This window comes from Spirillospora sp. CA-128828, assembly GCF_050945415.1.
GTDB lineage: Bacteria > Actinomycetota > Actinomycetes > Streptosporangiales > Streptosporangiaceae > Spirillospora.
Genome location: NZ_CP191986.1, coordinates 142,656 through 157,918 on the forward strand (window position 1 = coordinate 142,656; position 15,263 = coordinate 157,918).

Annotated in this window: 14 protein-coding genes and 1 riboswitch; of the genes, 9 read left to right on the forward strand and 5 right to left on the reverse strand. The window is 72.0% G+C overall.

The window, feature by feature from the left end; genetic code table 11:
- Positions 1 to 33: 33 nt before the first annotated feature.
- The 3 genes from ACQPXG_RS00765 to ACQPXG_RS00775 all read right to left on the reverse strand — a co-directional run bounded on the left by ACQPXG_RS00765 (position 34) and on the right by ACQPXG_RS00775 (position 3,581).
- A complete protein-coding gene (locus tag ACQPXG_RS00765; RefSeq protein ID WP_433465632.1) occupies positions 34 to 2,322 on the reverse strand; it encodes a heavy metal translocating P-type ATPase in 2,289 nt (762 codons plus the stop codon).
- Between the two features lie 32 nt (positions 2,323 to 2,354).
- Positions 2,355 to 3,311: a hypothetical protein gene (locus tag ACQPXG_RS00770; protein ID WP_433465633.1), complete on the reverse strand. Its 957-nt coding sequence runs from the start codon at positions 3,309 to 3,311 to the stop codon at positions 2,355 to 2,357.
- Positions 3,312 to 3,374: 63 nt separating this feature from the next.
- Positions 3,375 to 3,581, reverse strand: a complete 207-nt coding sequence (locus ACQPXG_RS00775; RefSeq protein ID WP_433465634.1) for a heavy-metal-associated domain-containing protein — start codon at positions 3,579 to 3,581, stop codon at positions 3,375 to 3,377.
- A 194-nt stretch (positions 3,582 to 3,775) separates the two neighbouring features.
- On the opposite strand from ACQPXG_RS00775, the gene ACQPXG_RS00780 reads away from it, so the two are divergent.
- Complete coding sequence (locus ACQPXG_RS00780; protein ID WP_433465635.1) at positions 3,776 to 4,639, forward strand: Fpg/Nei family DNA glycosylase; 864 nt, start codon at positions 3,776 to 3,778, stop codon at positions 4,637 to 4,639.
- 52 nt (positions 4,640 to 4,691) lie between these two features.
- The gene (locus ACQPXG_RS00785) at positions 4,692 to 5,555 is read left to right on the forward strand and encodes a hypothetical protein (protein ID WP_433465636.1); all 864 of its coding nucleotides are present in this window, start codon (positions 4,692 to 4,694) and stop codon (positions 5,553 to 5,555) included.
- Positions 5,556 to 5,636: 81 nt separating this feature from the next.
- On the opposite strand, the gene ACQPXG_RS00790 is transcribed toward ACQPXG_RS00785, so the two are convergent.
- Positions 5,637 to 6,098 carry an SSI family serine proteinase inhibitor gene (locus ACQPXG_RS00790; RefSeq protein ID WP_433465637.1) on the reverse strand — a complete coding sequence of 154 codons (462 nt, stop codon included), beginning with the start codon at positions 6,096 to 6,098 and terminating at the stop codon, positions 5,637 to 5,639.
- Positions 6,099 to 6,144: 46 nt separating this feature from the next.
- On the opposite strand from ACQPXG_RS00790, the gene ACQPXG_RS00795 reads away from it, so the two are divergent.
- The 4 genes from ACQPXG_RS00795 (at position 6,145) to ACQPXG_RS00810 (ending at position 10,999) form a co-directional block, all read left to right on the forward strand.
- Complete coding sequence (locus ACQPXG_RS00795; protein ID WP_433465638.1) at positions 6,145 to 6,480, forward strand: rhodanese-like domain-containing protein; 336 nt, start codon at positions 6,145 to 6,147, stop codon at positions 6,478 to 6,480.
- Positions 6,481 to 6,543: 63 nt separating this feature from the next.
- Positions 6,544 to 6,660, forward strand: a riboswitch (TPP riboswitch).
- Complete coding sequence (locus tag ACQPXG_RS00800) at positions 6,653 to 7,999, forward strand: purine-cytosine permease family protein (protein ID WP_433465639.1); 1,347 nt, start codon at positions 6,653 to 6,655, stop codon at positions 7,997 to 7,999. Its footprint overlaps the riboswitch before it by 8 nt.
- 77 nt (positions 8,000 to 8,076) lie before the next feature.
- Positions 8,077 to 10,083 (forward strand): PAS domain-containing protein, encoded by a 2,007-nt coding sequence (locus tag ACQPXG_RS00805; RefSeq protein ID WP_433465640.1) that lies wholly within the window; start codon positions 8,077 to 8,079, stop codon positions 10,081 to 10,083.
- A gap of 370 nt (positions 10,084 to 10,453) precedes the next feature.
- Positions 10,454 to 10,999, forward strand: coding sequence for an ATP-binding protein (locus ACQPXG_RS00810; protein ID WP_433465641.1), 546 nt, complete (start codon positions 10,454 to 10,456; stop codon positions 10,997 to 10,999).
- A gap of 163 nt (positions 11,000 to 11,162) precedes the next feature.
- Here ACQPXG_RS00810 and ACQPXG_RS00815 read toward each other — a convergent pair whose 3' ends face one another.
- Positions 11,163 to 12,374 carry an arginine deiminase gene (locus tag ACQPXG_RS00815; protein ID WP_433465642.1) on the reverse strand — a complete coding sequence of 404 codons (1,212 nt, stop codon included), beginning with the start codon at positions 12,372 to 12,374 and terminating at the stop codon, positions 11,163 to 11,165.
- A 55-nt stretch (positions 12,375 to 12,429) separates the two neighbouring features.
- Here ACQPXG_RS00815 and ACQPXG_RS00820 point away from each other — a divergent pair, with 55 nt between their 5' ends.
- The 3 genes from ACQPXG_RS00820 (at position 12,430) to ACQPXG_RS00830 (ending at position 15,244) form a co-directional block, all read left to right on the forward strand.
- Positions 12,430 to 13,656, forward strand: a complete 1,227-nt coding sequence (locus ACQPXG_RS00820; RefSeq protein WP_433465643.1) for an MFS transporter — start codon at positions 12,430 to 12,432, stop codon at positions 13,654 to 13,656.
- Positions 13,657 to 13,725: 69 nt separating this feature from the next.
- Positions 13,726 to 14,331 carry an RNA polymerase sigma factor gene (locus tag ACQPXG_RS00825; RefSeq protein WP_433465644.1) on the forward strand — a complete coding sequence of 202 codons (606 nt, stop codon included), beginning with the start codon at positions 13,726 to 13,728 and terminating at the stop codon, positions 14,329 to 14,331.
- Positions 14,324 to 15,244, forward strand: a complete 921-nt coding sequence (locus tag ACQPXG_RS00830) for a CU044_5270 family protein (protein ID WP_433465645.1) — start codon at positions 14,324 to 14,326, stop codon at positions 15,242 to 15,244. The genes ACQPXG_RS00825 and ACQPXG_RS00830 overlap by 8 nt, the downstream gene beginning before the upstream one ends.
- The last annotated feature ends 19 nt before the right edge of the window (positions 15,245 to 15,263 follow it).

A 15,263-nucleotide genomic window follows, 5' to 3' on the forward strand; every position in this document is an offset into this window, starting at 1 on the left:
CCCGGGGCGGGGCCGCGCAGTCGTGCGGACGTGTCAGCGGGTACCCGGCTCGGTGGACGTCAGCGGCTTGAAGCCGCGCAGGCGGAGGCTGTTGCTGACCACGAAGACCGAGGAGAACGCCATCGCGCCGCCGGCGATCATCGGCGTGAGCAGACCGGACGCCGCCAGGGGGATCGCCGCCACGTTGTAGGCGAAGGCCCAGAACAGGTTGCCCTTGATGGTGCCGAGCGTGCGGCGCGACAGCCGGATCGCGTCCGCCGCGGCGCGCAGGTCGCCGCGCACCAGGGTCAGGTCGGACGCCTCGATCGCCACGTCGGTCCCGGTGCCCATCGCCAGGCCCAGGTCGGCCTGGGCGAGCGCGGCGGCGTCGTTGACACCGTCGCCGACCATCGCCACGGTCCGTCCCTCGGACTGCAGGCGCTTGACGACGTCCACCTTCTCCTGCGGCAGGACCTCGGCGATGACCTCCTCGATGCCGACCGAGCCGGCGACCGTGCGGGCCACCGTCTCGTTGTCGCCGGTCAGCAGGACGGGACGCAGCCCGAGGGTCGTGAGCTGCGCGATCGCCTCACGAGAGGTGGGCTTGACCTGGTCGGCGACCGTGATCACCGCGCGGGCCTCGCCGTCCCAGCCGACCGCGACGGCGGTGTGGCCGAGCGCCTGGGCCTTCTCCATGGCGCGTTCGAGGTCGGTCGTGAGGTGCTGCGACCACTCGGCGAGCAACTGCGGACGTCCCGCCAGGACGCCGTGGCCGTCCACCATTCCCTGAACGCCGAGGCCCTCGATGTTGGCGAAGTCCTCCACCGTGCCGAGATCGCCGACCCGCTCCACCGCGCCCTTGGCGATCGCCTGGGCGATGGGGTGCTCGGAGGCGTTCTCCAGCGCGCCCGCCAGGCGGAGAACCTCGTCCTCGGAGACGCCATCGGTGGTGATGACGTCCACCAGGGCCATCCGCCCGGTGGTGACGGTGCCCGTCTTGTCCAGGACGACCGTGTCGACCCGGCGGGTGGACTCCAGCACCTCCGGACCCTTGATCAGGATGCCGAGCTGCGCGCCGCGTCCCGTGCCGACCATGAGGGCGGTCGGGGTGGCCAGGCCGAGAGCGCACGGGCAGGCGATGATCAGGACGGCGACCGCGGCGGTGAACGCGCCCGCGAGGGGCTCGCCGGTGCCGATCCAGAAGCCGAGCGTGCCGAGCGCGAGCGCGATCACGACCGGGACGAAGATCCCCGAGATGCGATCGGCGAGCCGCTGCACCTGGGCCTTGCCGGTCTGCGCGTCCTCCACCAGGCGCGCCATCTGCGCGAGCTGGGTGTCGGAGCCGACCCTGGTGGCGCGTACCAGCAGCCGCCCGCCCGCGTTCACGGTCGCGCCGACCACGGCGTCGCCGGGCCCGACCTCGACCGGCACCGACTCGCCGGTCAGCATCGACGCGTCCACGGCGGACGAGCCCTCCTCGACCGTCCCGTCCGTGGCGATCTTCTCGCCGGGACGGACGACGAACAGGTCCCCGGCCGAGAGCCGGTCGACGGGGACGCGCTCCTCCACGGATGTGCCGGCAGGGCCGTTCCGGACCACCGAGACGTCCTTGGCACCGAGCTCAAGCAGGGCCCGCAGCGCGGCGCCGGCGCGGCGCTTGGACCGCGTCTCGAAGTACCGGCCGGCCAGGATGAACATGATCACGCCGGAGGCGGCTTCGAGGTAGATGTTCATCGACCCGTCCGAGCGGGTCATCGAGAACTCGAACCCGTGCTTGACGCCCAGCTCGCCGGCGGTGCCGAAGAACAGCGCCCACAGCGACCAGGCGAACGCGGCGAGGGTGCCCAGGGAGATCAGCGTGTCCATGGTCGCCGCGCCGTGCCGCAGGTTGACCGCCGCGGCGCGGTGGAACGGCCAGCCCGCGTACACGACGACCGGGGCGGCCAGCGTCAGCGACAGCCACTGCCACGCCTCGAACTGGATCGCCGGGATCATCGCCATCGCGATGACCGGGACGGACAGCACGACCGCGGTGATCAGCCGCTGCCGCAGCGGTTGCAGATCGTCGTCCGGCTCCGGGGTGCTCTCCCCGCCCTCGGACTCCCGGGCCTTGGGCGGGGCGGGCAGCTCGGCGCTGTAGCCGGCCTTCTCGACCGTGGCGATCAGCTCGCCCGGGGACACCCCCTGGGGGAACTCGACGCGGGCCTTCTCGGTGGCGTAGTTGACCGTCGCGGTCACGCCGTCCATCTTGTTGAGCTTCCGCTCGATGCGATTGGCGCACGACGCGCACGTCATCCCGCCGATCGCCAGCTCGATACGCTCGGACATCGCGTCCGTGCTCATCGCTCCTCCTCTGCTTCGATCGTATGGGACGGTCAGTGGGTGTGCGGGCGGTCGTCGTGGCCCGGCCCGGGTTCCTGGACGGGTACCCGAGCGTCCCCGGCGTGCACCGTGAACTCGGCCGTGCGGACCTTGCCGTCGTGCTTGAAGTCCAGGTAGAGACGGTATGCGCCGGAGCTGGGCGCCTCGGCGAAGAACGTGATGCCGGGCGCCGGCCTCGTCTTGCCGTCACCGGGCTCCCCGTCCGGGTGGACGTGGAGGTAGGCGAGGTCGCCCTGCCGCAGCGCGACCAGATGCCCGTACGCCTCCAGGTACGGCTGCAGGTCGGTGATCGGTTTGCCGTCCTTGCTCACTGTGAGGGTGAGTTCGGTGGACTTGCCGGGGGTGAGGCCGCCGGCCAGCGTGACCTCGTAGCCGTCCACCTTCGCGACCTGCTCCGGCTTCGGCAGCGGCGCGGGCCGCAGGTCGCCGGGGGCGAAGACGTCGGTTCCCAGCGTGAGCTGCCGCTTCGCGCCGTCCGGCTGGATGTCGGTGAAGAACCGGTACACGCCGGGCTTCGCCAGCGTGATCGGCACCGTCCAGACGCCGCCGCCCAGCAGCGTCGGGTGCAGGTGCTGGAAGCCGGACAGGTCGCGCCGCGCGAGGATCAGGTGCAGCCGCTTGCCGTGCAGGGGCCGGAACGCCGTGACGGGCCTGCCGTCCGGTCCGTTGATGGTGAACCGGAAGTCCGTCTTCTTGCCGGGGGCGACGGTCGTCCGTTCCGGGGTCAGCGTGTAGCCGTCCTCGGACACTTGCAGGCCGCCCGGTGCGTGGGACGCCGAGCCGTCGTGCCCGCCGCCGCCGTGGCCGCCGCCGTGGCCGCCGCCGCCGTCGTGGGACGCCATCTCCGCGGTGCCGCCGACGGGGCCGATGACCTTGCCGATCCCCGCGGCGCCGCCGAAGACGACCGCCAGGCCCACCGCGTAGGCCCCCAGCTTGGTCGCGCTGTTCATGCCGATTCACTCCACTCGATGTTCGAGGGACGCACCCCGCCCGGCCGGCGGGGCACGCACCGCTCAGGTCGTCAGCTGGTATCCGGCCTCTTCGACGGCGTCCTTGACCCGGGCGTCGTCGAGCGGGGCCTCGCTGGTGACGGTGACCTCGCCGGTCTGGAGGTCGACGTCGACGCCGGTCACGCCGGCGATCTGCTCGACCTCCTCGGTCACCGAGCTCACGCAGTGGCCGCAGGTCATCCCGGTGACGGTGTAGGTGGCGGTGCTCATCGGCATCTCCTTCGCTTTTACCCCTGGGGGGTATCTGGTAAGGCTCATGCTGCCATAACCGGATGCCTCTGACAACCCCTGGGGGGTATCTGCCGATTCCGAGATCCCGGTCACAGTGCCCAAGGTTTTCCACAGGCTTCCACAGGGCTGTGGACGACGTTCCGGCGGCGCGGCTCTTCGCCGATACTGAAGCCATGCCTGAGCTACCTGAGGTGGAGGCGCTGGCGGGGTTCCTGCGGGAGCGCGTGGTCGGCCATGTCGTCGCCCGCGTCGATGTTCTCGCCATCTCCGCGCTGAAGACGTACGACCCGCCGGTGACCGCGCTGGGCGGGCTGACCGTCACCGGCGCGGCCCGGCACGGCAAGTTCCTCGACCTGGACGTCGACGGGCTGCACCTGGTGATCCACCTCGCCCGCGCCGGCTGGCTGCGCTGGCGGGACGAGATTCCGTCGAAACCCGTCCGGCCGGGGGGCAAGAACCCGCTCGCCCTGCGCGTCCACCTGGACGACGGCTCGGGCTTCGACCTCACCGAGGCCGGAACCAAGAAGGGCCTCGCCGTCTATGTCGTCCGCGACCCGGACGACGTGCCCGGCGTGGCGTCGCTCGGTCCCGACCCGCTGGACGACGCGTTCACCGTCGAGGCGCTGGCGGGGATCGTCGACGGGAAGCGCAGCCGGATCAAGGGCCTGCTGCGCGACCAGCAGGTGATCGCGGGCATCGGCAACGCCTACTCGGACGAGGTGCTGCACGTGGCGAAGATGTCCCCGTTCAAGCTCGCCGCGTCGCTCACCGAGGACGATGTCGCCGTCCTCCACGAGGCGATCGTCGGCACGCTCCGGGACGCGGTCGAGCGTTCACGCGGCCTCGAAGCCCAGGACCTCAAGGGCGAGAAGAAGACGGGGCTGCGGGTGCACGGGAAAGCGGGCCAGAAATGCCCGGTGTGCGGCGACACGATCCGCGAGGTGTCGTTCGCCGACTCGGCGCTTCAGTACTGCCCCACCTGCCAGACCGGCGGCAAGCCCCTCGCCGACCGCCGCATGTCCCGGCTGCTCAAGTAATTCGCGCCGGAACCCGGGCGGGGGCGGCGTATCGTGTCGCGAGGAAATCGGGATGACCGCCTCGCTTGGAGCCGCCATGGGCTACCCCCCTTACCCCCCACGGCCCGGCCCGCACGCACCCGGCTACGGGCCGCCGGGCCAGGGCTACGGGCCGCCCGCGCCGGGCGGCGTCCCCGCACCGCCGTACGCCCCGGCCGGGCCGCCGCCGGGCTATGCCCCGCAGGGGTATCCACCGCAGCACGGCGGTCATGCTCCGCCGGTCGTCCCGCAGCCGGGCTATCCCGCACCGCCGCAGCCGCAGCCCCCGCAGCAGCCCGCGGATCTGTACGGCTCGCCGATCCTCGTCTACGACCAGCCTGCGCAGTTCTTCTCGACCGAGGCGAACTACACGATCTGGAGTCCGCAGGGGCAGCCCGCCGCGTACGTCCGCGAGGAAGGCGTGAGCGGTGCCAAGAAGGCGCTGCGCGTGATGAACCAGGGCAGCCAGACGAAGGCCGAACGCAAACTGTCGATCTTCCGCCCGGACGGCATGCCGTACTTCCACTTCTACAAGCCCTACGGGTTCATGGGGACGCCCACCATGCAGGTGCTCGCTCCCCGGGGCGGTCTGATCGGGTACCTGCGCAAGCGGGCGATGCGCGGCTGGGAGATCCTCACCCCGCAGGAACAGCAGATCGGCTACTACGAGCTGCTGAGCGGCCGGGTCACCGACTGGCAGCAGCAGGAGCTCGCCCGGATCCAGCGCGGTTTCGAAGGGATGGGCGAGTTCCTGTCGCAGGTGTTCACCGGCGCCGACCGGTACGTGCTGCGCATGCACGTCCAGTTGCAGGAGCCGATGCGCACGCTCGTGCTGGCCTGCCCGCTGGCCTTCGACACCGCCGTCTCCCAGAACCGCAGCATCGGCGGCTGGCTGTGACGCGAACAGGCCCCGGCCGGACGGCCGGGGCCTGTTCGTCCCTGCACCGAGCCGGAACGGGGATGGCTCGGTCAGAGGGTTTCAGCGGACCTTGGGGACGTTGCCGAAGAGCGGGCCGATCTCGCTCCAGCGGTGCAGCTGGCAGCCGTCGGCCCGGGTGAACTCCGTGTCGATCCGCTTGCCCTGCCAGGTGCCCGTGACCGTGGCGACCTCAGGGCCGCCGTAGATCTTGGTGCACATCTGGTCCTTGGGGACGGGTTTGAAGGGTTCCTTGACCTTGGTCAGGGCCGCGCACGCGTCGGAGGCCTTGGGATGTGTGCCGCCCGGCGGTGCGCAGGTGAGCTTCCAGGTCTTGGCGGGAGCCTCCTTCGAAGCCTTGACCTGAACGGTGAGTGAGTCCGCCGGCGTGCCGGACGGCTGCACGGACGTCGTGCCCGAGGGCTTGTCGGCGGGGTTTCCGTTTGCCTGTTCGTCGCCGCAGGCGGCCAGAGACAGGAGCATGGCCAGCCCGGGCGCCGCGAAAAGGAGCGTCCGATACCGCATGCGTGATTCGACGCAGGGGGGCTTCGCGCGGTTCCATGGGGGTGTGATGAATTTCGGGGAAGACGTGCCCGCCGTGGTCGCCGCCGACGTCCCGCAGGACGGCTACCTGCTGGACGTCCGGGAGCAGGACGAGTGGGACGCGGGTCACGCGCCCGCGGCCGTCCACATCGCCATGGGCCAGCTCGGCGATCGTGCCGGGGAGGTCCCGCGTGACCAGGAGGTTTTCGTGATCTGCCGGTCCGGGGCCCGGTCCGCGCAGGTGACCGTGGCGCTGAACCAGGCGGGCTGGCTGGCGCGGAACGTCGACGGCGGCATGAAGGGCTGGGCGGAGGCGGGGCGTCCGATGGAGGGCGCCGGCGACGGCCCGCCGTACGTCGCGTGATCCGCAACCTATGAGGTGATTGCCCCTTTTAGCGCGTGTCGGGCGGTTGTACGATCGGGCCTGACCGATACCCGCGGGAGCTCGGGCCACAGCCGGGCTGAGAGGGCGGCCTCCAAGGCGTCGCCGACCGCATGAACCTGTCCGGGTAATGCCGGCGTAGGGAGTGTGTCCCGTGACGTCCGACGTCGAGAAGCGCCCTCAGGACGAGCGGCCCCGCAACGAGGTCCCCTTCACCCTCGACGAACCCGCCCCCAAGGTCCTCGGTTTCTGGGACCAGAGCGCCTTCTGGGCCAACCTCGGCGTCAGCCTCCTGGCCTTCTCCGGCGCCTACACCGTCCTCGCGCCGGACGCCGATGGCAGGCCGACCATCTCGATCATGGCCGGCATCGTCGCGATGGCCGTCGGAACCGCGCTCGGCGGGCTGATGCTCGGCCTCGCCGCCGTCCCCGGCGCCCGCACCGGCCAGCCCGCGATGGTGCTGCTGCGCGGACTGTTCGGCGCGCGGCTGTCGTACGCGCCCACGGTCCTGAACATCGCGCAGCTCGTCGGCTGGGGGACGTTCGAGCTGATCGTCATCGCGGACGCGGCCCGCGAGCTGTGGGACGGCGTCCCGCGCTGGGGCTACGTGATCGCCGCCGGGGCGGTCACGACCGTGCTGACGATCTGGCCGCTCGGCTCGGTGCGGGTGCTGCGCCGCTACGTGACGGTCGCGGTGGCGATCGCGCTCGTGTACTTCTACGTGGAGCTCGTCCGGCAGCCGCTGCCCGACCTCTCGCAGGGCTCGTGGGACGGCTTCTGGGTCGGGGCGGACGCCGCCCTCGCCGTGTCGATCTCCTGGGTGCCGGTCGCCGCCGACTACACCCGGCACGCGCGGACCGAGCGCGGGGCCTTCGGCGCCGCGGCCGCGGGCTACTCCGTCACGCAGATCGTCGCCTATGTCCTCGGCCTGCTGGCGCTGGCGCTGGTCGCGGGCGACTCGACCAAGATCTTCGACCCGTTCCTCGGCCCCGCGCTCGGCGTGGTGTTCTTCGCCGTGTTCGTGCTGCGGGAGGCGGACCAGTCGTTCGCCGACACCTACTCCACCGCCGTGTCGATCCAGAACCTCTTCCCGCGCGCCGACCGCCGGGTGCTGAGCGTCGTGCTCGGCGCCGGCATCACCGTCCTCGCGCTGGTCCTGGACATCGGCGACTACGCGGGCTTCCTGTCGCTGATCGGGTCGGTGTTCGTGCCGATGCTCGGCGTCCTCGCCGCCGACTTCTTCCTCGGCCGCCGGACGCGGGACGGCTGGGACGTCTCGCGCACGGCCCCGTCCCGCTGGGGGATGATCGCGGCCTGGGCGATCGGGTTCGTCGTCTACCAGCTCGTCAACCCCGGCACGGTCGGCCGCTGGGCGGGCCTCTGGCACGACGTCCAGGACGCGCTGCACTTCACGCCGCAGACCTGGATGAGCGCCTCGCTGCTGTCGTTCCTGGTCGCCGGGGTGGCGGCCGCCCTCATCGGCAGGCTTACCAAACGGTAAGGTTTGGGTTCGTTGAAGGGTCGCTGAGCAAGTTTCGGCGCAAGTTGCCCCGCCGTGGGCCGGAGTCCGGTGGCACGATGACAGACGTGTACGAACACGTCCACGATCCGATCGCGCGGGCCGTCATCGAGAGCGCCGCCGACGCGATCGTGGCCGTCGACCAGAAGCACCGGGTGACCGTGTGGAACCCGGCGGCCGAGCGCATGTTCGGCTGGCCCGCCCGGGAGATGATCGGACGCGTCCCGCCGATCGTCCCGGACGAGCTGAAGGCCGAGCAGAACGCCGTCCACGAACGGCTCCTCACCCGCCGCGCCGGCGAGGGCGAGGGCGGGCAGATCTCGATCGCGACCCGCCGGTTCCACCGCGACGGCCGGCTCATCGACGTGCGCATCGACACGAGCCTGCTGAAGGACCCGGACGGCACGCTGCTCGGCTGGGTCGGGGTGTACCACCCGGTCGACGACGACGAGATCGTCCAGCACCACATGACCGAGCGGGCCCGGCTCGTCCGGCGGCTGAACGACATCGTCGCCGACCTGGGCGCCGAGCTCGACCTCGCCGTCGTGCTCGACCGGATCACCGCCGCGCTGATCGAGCTGACCGGCGCCGACGCGGGCGGGTTCGTGCGGATCGAGGGCGAGCGGCTGCGGCTGGTCAGCATGTCCGGGCTGCCGGAGCGGATGCGCGGCACGTCCGCCGAGCTGCGGCCGAGCCTCGTCGGGGAGCTGCTGCGGTCGGGCAAGACCGTCAAGCTCGCCACCGGCGAGCGGCGCCTCGGCGACCTGATCTGGTCTGAACTGTCCGGTCTGCACACGATCGCGCTCGGCCTGTCGTACCTGCAGAACCGGCCGTACGGCGCGCTGTACGCCCTGTTCTCCGGTCGGAAGGTCGGGCATACCGAGCTGGAGCTGCTGGAACTGCTCGCCGGGCACGCCGGGGTCGCGGTCGGCAACGCGGTCGCGTACGCGGAGGTCGTGCGGCAGCGCGCGCACGAGCGCGCCGTGATCGACTCCAGCGCCGACGGCATCGCGGTGCTCGACCACGACCTCGTCGTCCGGCACTGGAACCACTCCGCGCACACCCTCACCGGCATCCCGCCGGAGGATGCGATCGGCCGTCCGCTGCCGTTCGACATGCCGGCGCTCGGCGAGGAGCTGACGTTCCGGCTGGAGTCGGGCACCTGGCTGAACGTGCTGGCCGCCGAGATCGAGGAGACCGGCGAGCTGGTCGTCGACTTCCGCGACGTGTCGGAGGCCAAGGCGCTGGAGGAGGCGAAGGACCTGTTCCTCGCCACCACCAGCCACGAGCTGCGCACCCCGATCACGGTCGTGCAGGGGTTCGCGTCCACGCTGGTCAACCGGTGGGACGAGATGGCCGACACCGACCGCCGCGCCGCCGTCGCCACCATCGCCGAGCGCGCCCAGTCGCTCGGGCGCCTCGTCGAGCATCTGCTGCTCGGCTCCCGCGCGGGCGCGGACGAGCTGACCGTGACGATCGAGTCGTTCGACCTGACCCGGGTGCTGGAGGGCGTCGTCGCCGGATTCCGGTCCCTGTCGCCGCTGCACCGCGTCGAGCTGGACGTCGAGCCGGCCCTGCCGTCCTGCCGGGGGGACGCGATGGCGACCGACATCGTCCTCGGGCAGCTGCTGGAGAACGCGTTCAAGTACTCGCCGGACGGCGGGACGGTCGGCGTCCGGGCCCGCTGGGAGGCGTCCGGCATCGTCGTCACCGTCTCCGACGAGGGGATCGGCATCCCGCTCGGCGACCATGAGCGGATCTTCGAGCGGTTCGTGCAGGGCGACGCCGGGGACCGCCGGCGGTTCGGCGGCATCGGGCTCGGCCTGTACATCGTCAAACGGCTGACCGAGGCGCAGGGCGGCACCATCTCCGCGCATCCCGCGCAGCGTGCGATATCTCACATTGAAACCCCCCAAAGTCCGTCTAAAGGGACGCCCAGTGTTGATCTGGGTGATATGGAACGAACCACTCGACCGCTTTCGGTTACGGAGCGTCACGGACCCGCAGATGGCGCGTGGGCGGGCGAAGGCACGTGCATGCGCCTCGTGTTGCGGGCCGCGCCCTGATCCGGACGGTTACTTACCGTGAGGACACTCCGTCCCGGGCGGCCCGGTGAGAGCTGCGTGACCAGGGCTTTCGGTGATCTCGACGGGTGGCACGCTGGTTACGTGCGGGAAAGTACGGTGTCCCAAGGGTGTGACGGACGAAACGCGCGCGTGAGGAGTAAATGCGCCGTTGGCTGGATAGATCCTTTGATGGTTGCCGTTGGTGACGAGATTCCGATCCGGGGGTGATCACCGTGACCGGACGTACGGTGACTCGTTGTGCAGGTGGTGAACTGAATCGTTCGGGTTTCCGGCCGCGACCATCAGGGCATTCCGGTCGTACCGGAAGAGCGATGACGGGGTTCGTCCGAGTGAGCGGAACCAGGGGGAGGTGAGGGCGTCGAGCGTCGTACTGCTGCCACACGCACCGTCCAGCGTCGCGGTCGCCCGCAGGCGCCTCGGCTCGGAACTGGCCGGCTCCGGCGTCTACGAGTCCGTCGTGGACGACGCGAGCGTCATCGTCAGCGAACTCATCAGCAACGCCCTCCGGCACGCGCGGCCGCTGCCCTCCGGTCAGGTCAGGGTCTGCTGGCGGCGCCGCGGCGACCTCCTCGAACTCGAGGTCAGCGACGGCGGCGCGATGACCGAGCCGCGGCGCGGCCCCGGGACGCTGTCCTCGCTCGGCGGACGCGGGCTCGGCATCGTCGAGGCCCTGTCCGAAGGATGGGGGGTGCGCCACGAGGAAGGCGCCACCACGGTCTGGGCCATCGTCCGGGCCCCCCGGGCGCCGGGCGGAAACGGGATGGTCGCCCCCACCGGTGCGCATGCCGTCGTCCCCGATCTCTCCAGCTTTCCCGACCTGCTGGACGAACCCGGCGAAGACCTGTGTGGCGGAACCAGGAGTGAAGTGGCTCCAAGTAGGGCATACCCGGCGTAGAGGGACCCTGCCTGGAAGGAACCCCGCCCGACCTTGTATGGTCCTCACCAAGCTCGGGCGCTGTCGTGCCCCCGTCGACACCGCCCGAGCGCTAACGTCCAGGGCCGTGGCCGCCGCAAGGCGCCACGGCCCTTCGCGTACCCGTGTTCAGGCGGGCCCGTGTTCAGGCGGGCTCGTCGCGGAGGATGGGGCAGGACATACAGCGGGGGCCGCCGCGCCCCGTGCCCAGCTCGCTGCCGCTGATCCGGATGACCTCGATGCCGGACGCCTCCAGCTGGGCGTTCGTCTCGATGTTGCGTTCGTAGGCGACGCAGAGGCGGGGCGCCACCGCGAGGGTGTTGTTGCCGTCGTCCCACTGCTCGCGTTCGGCGGTGACCGGGTCCAGGCCCGTGTCGATGACCTTGAGGCGCTCCAGGCCCATCGCGTCGGCGGCGGCTTCTAGGAAGGGGCGGCGGTCGGTGACGCTGAGGTCGCCGTCGTCCAGCGTGACCGTGTAGGCGGTCAGGGAGTGCGCCACCGGCGGATACATGACGACGGTGTCGACGTCGACCATCGTGCAGACCGTGTCCAGGTGCATGGTCGCCCGTTCCTGCGCGATCGGGACGGCCAGAACGGTATGGGCGAGGCCGGCGCCGATCACCTGGCGGGCCAGCCGCTCGACGCCCGCCGGGGTCGTCCGCTCGCCGGTACCGACGGCGACCACGCCCGGGCAGAGGAGCAGGACGTCGCCGCCCTCAAGGTGTTCGAGGGACGGCGTGTACACCGGCTGCACCCCGGCGAACCGCGGATGGTGGGCGTAGACCAGGCCGGTGAGGGCCGACTCACGGCGGCGCGCCTCCATCGCGAGGCTCGTCACCGCCACGCGGCCGCCGATCCACGTGCTGTTGTCGCGGGTGAACAGAAGGCCCGGCAGCGGGTCGACGATGAAGTCGAGCCTGTCCATCAGCCGGTAGACGAGGCCGTGCCCCGACTTCAGCTCCTCGTGCGCCAGTCCGGCGATGAGCGTGTGCGCGAGGTCCTCGGGATCCTGGTCGCGCAGATAGTCCTCGACGACGCGGCGGAGCTGGTCGCCCAGGCGGAGGTCGACGATGGCGTCCGCGATCGCCTGTTCGCGTGCGGCCTCGTACTCCAGGGCGTCCTGCAGCAACTCCGTGACGTACAGGACCTCGACGCCGCGCGACCGCAGCGCCTCGGCGAACGCGTCGTGCTCCTCCTGCGCGCGGCCCGCCCACGGGATCGCGTCGAACAACAGCTTGTCGCTGTTGCGCGGGGTGAGCCGCTTCAGCTCCGCCCCCGGACGGTGCAGGAGGACGGTCCGCAACCGTCCGACCTCGCTGGTGACCCGGTGCTCGTGCGTTGTCTTCGCTGCCGTCACCCTCCGAGTCTAGGCGTCCGGATCTTCCGGCCCGCGGCTGTGCCACCATGCCAACGTGATCGGCAGGACGGCGGCGCTGCCGCTCCACCTCACGTCGGCGACGATGCTGCGCGTGTCCGCCGAGGGCGTCGCCACCGCGCTGGTCCTGACCGTCCAGGCGCGGACGGGTCATGCCGCGACGGCCGGATTCCTGCAGACCGCGATGACGCTGCCGTACGTGCTGAGCGGCCCGGTGATCGGGAACGCGCTGGACCGGGTCGGACGGCCCCGCCGGGTCGCCGTGGCGCTCGCCGCCTGCTACGCCGCCGCGACCGCGCTGCTGCTGACGATGGCGGGACGGTCGCCGCTCGCTCTGGCGCTGTGCGTCGCCGCGGTGATCGGCTGCACCGAGCCGATCGTGGTCGCGCTGACCAGCCTGCTGCCGCGGTTCGTCCCGGAGGGGCGGCTTTCGCGGGCGTACGGCCTGGAGGCGTCCAGCTACAACCTCGCCGGGATCGCGGGCCCCGGCCTCGCCGCCGGCCTGGCCTCGCTCGCCGGCGGCCAGTACGCCGGCACCGCGGTGGTCGCCGTGGGCGTCGTCGGGCTCCTGACCCTCCCGCTTCTCCCCTTCCCGTCCCCGTCCGCGAGCGCGGAGTCCGGGCCGCGGGCGCGGCCCGGGCTGTCCGGGACGCTCTCGGTGATCACGGGCGGGCTGGTGGTGCTGGCCGAAGGACGGGTGCTGCGGGCGCTGACCGTGGCGACGACGCTCGCGTGGACGGGGTTCGGCGGGGTCGCGGTCACGGTGGTGCTGCTCGCCGAGCACATCGGCGCGCCGCCGAGCGCGGGCGGACGGCTGCTCGTGGCGATGGCGGTCGGCTCGCTGGCCGGGTCCCTCGCGTCCAGCCGGTGGCTGACGCCGAAGCATGCCGAACCGGTCATGATCGCCGGGCTCGTCGCGTTCGGGGCGTCGCTCGCCGCCCTCGCGGTGACGCCGTCCCTGCCGTGGGCGACGGCGGCGTCCGTCGCGGCGGGAATCGCGGAGGGGCCGGTGTTCGCGGCCACGCTGATGCTCCGGCAGCGCGAGGCGCCACCGGACCGGCTCGGCCAGGTCAACACCACGGGCGGCAGCCTCAAGATCGGCGCGTCCGCGCTCGGCGCCGCGCTGACCGCCGCGTTCGCCGGCCCGCTCGGGCCCGTCGGGCTGGTGCTGGCGATCGCGGCGTTCCAGTTCGCCGGCGCGTTCGCCGGCCTCCTCCTGCTGCGGGTCCCGGCGACCGGGGGCCCGGCCGGGGACGGCTCGTGAACCCGATGGACCCGCGGCCGCCCCATCGGGCAAGAGGAGGTGACACGTCCACGACCGAGAGGCCCGCGCATGCCGACAACGAGCCGCTCCTCGCCGACCCCGCCCATGCCCGCCACGGATGAGGACCCCACCGACGCGTCACTGATCGCCGCGTCCCGGACCGACCCCGAGAGGTTCGCCGTCCTGTTCCGCCGGCACGCCCAGGAGATCATGCGCTACGTGACGCGGCGCCTCGGCCGGGACGCCGCGGAGGACATCGTCGCCGAGACCTTCCTGGTCGCGTTCGACCGGCGTCCCCGCTACGACGTGTCGCGCCCGGACGCGCGGCCGTGGCTCTACGGGATCGCGACCAACCTGATCCGGCGGCACCGCCGCGCCGAGCTGCGCGCCCTGCGCGCGCTCGCCCGGAGCGGCGTCGACCCGGTCACCGAGCCGTTCACCGACACGGTCGAGGACCGCGTCCACGCGGGCGCCCGGTCCCGGGTGCTGGCGGGAGCGATCGCCGGGCTGCCCGCCGCGCAGCGGGAGGTGCTGCTGCTGGTGACATGGGCCGGGCTGACCTATGACGAGGTCGCCGAAGCTCTCGCCGTCCCCGCCGGGACGGTCCGGTCCCGCATGAACAGAATCCGCCGCAAGCTGCGCGACGCCCTCGCCAAGGAGGACCACGATGGATGAGCTGAAGCTGGTGGAGCGGCTGCGCTCCGAGGTCCCCCTGGACATCGATGTGACCGGGGCCGAGAACCGCTGGCGGCGGCGGGCCCACGCCGCCCCCGTCCGGCGCCGGCGTCCGCTGCTGCTGTCCGGCGTCGCCGCCGCGGCCTGCGCCGGCGTGGTGGCCACGTTCCTGGTGAACCAGCACGACGGCGGGCGAATGGCCAACGTGGCCGCCGTCCTGGACCAGGCCGCCGACCGGGCGGCGGAGGACACGGCGCCGCGTCCCGACCAGTTCGTCTACCAGGAGGGCGTGTCGCGGCAGCGGGTCGGCGGCGTGGGCCGCTGGTACGAGGTCCGCATCCAGAGTTGGCTGTCCGTGGGCGGTAAGGGGAGCGGTCTCGTCATCTCGAAGAACTCGATCCGGCCGCGTCCGGGGGAGGTGCTCCGGCCCGAGGGCGAGGACGTGATGGTCCCCTGCCCGGCGGTGCCGCCGATCGACCGTCCTTACCTCGACGCCCTGCCCACCGACACCGGAGCCCTGCTCGACCTCCTGGCGGATCAGGGCGAGGGCGGCCGGGGCGACCGGCAATGGGCGGCGGCGTCCGACCTGATCGGCGAGCCCGCCGCGCCCCGGGTGCGCGCGGCGCTCTACCGGGCGATCGCCGAGATCCCCGGCGTCCGGCTGCGGGACGACGCCGTCGACGCCGTAGGACGCCACGGTGTCGCGATCGGCCGCGTCCAGGACGGCATCCGCGACGAGATCATCTTCGACCGCGCGTCCCACCGTTACCTGGGCGGTCGCACCGTCATCGCCGGAAAGGGCCACCCGTTCGGACCGCCGGGCACCACGACGGGGTCCAGCGCCCTCCTGAACACCGGGATCGTCGACGACGCCCCCACCCCCGGCCCTGGCGCGACCCCCTCCGGTTGCTGACCCCGGAGAGCCGGTGACC